The 524-nt window shown below is 39.1% G+C and carries 1 protein-coding gene; it reads left to right on the plus strand.

What is annotated here, in order from left to right; translation table 11 throughout:
- Positions 1-524 (plus strand): S1 RNA-binding domain-containing protein (locus F1379_RS29615; RefSeq protein ID WP_150276057.1); only part of this gene is annotated, 524 nt, incomplete at both ends.

A 524-nucleotide genomic window follows, 5' to 3' on the forward strand; every position in this document is an offset into this window, starting at 1 on the left:
ATTAAACGGTGTTCGTGCATTCTTACCAGGTTCATTAGTTGATACTCGTCCGGTTCGCGATTCTTTAAACTTAGAAGGTAAAGAATTAGAATTCAAAGTTATCAAACTCGATCAAAAACGTAACAACGTAGTTGTTTCTCGTCGTGCGGTAATCGAATCTGAAAGCAACCAAGATCGTGACGAAGTTTTAGCGAACTTAGTTGAAGGTTTTGTTGTAACCGGTACGGTTAAAAACTTAACGGATTACGGTGCATTCGTTGATTTAGGCGGTGTGGACGGTTTATTACATATCACTGATATGGCATGGAAACGTGTTAAACACCCAAGCGAAGTGGTTGCTGTAGGTCAAGAAGTAACTGTTAAAGTACTTAAATTTGACAAAGAGAAAACTCGTGTATCATTAGGCTTAAAACAATTAGGTCAAGATCCATGGGCTGCAATCGCTCAAAACCACCCGGTAAACAGCAAATTAACCGGTAAAGTAACTAACTTAACCGACTACGGTTGCTTCGTTGAAATTTTAG

The organism is Paenibacillus tepidiphilus (assembly GCF_008635795.1).
Lineage (GTDB): Bacteria > Bacillota > Bacilli > Paenibacillales > Paenibacillaceae > Paenibacillus_AQ > Paenibacillus_AQ tepidiphilus.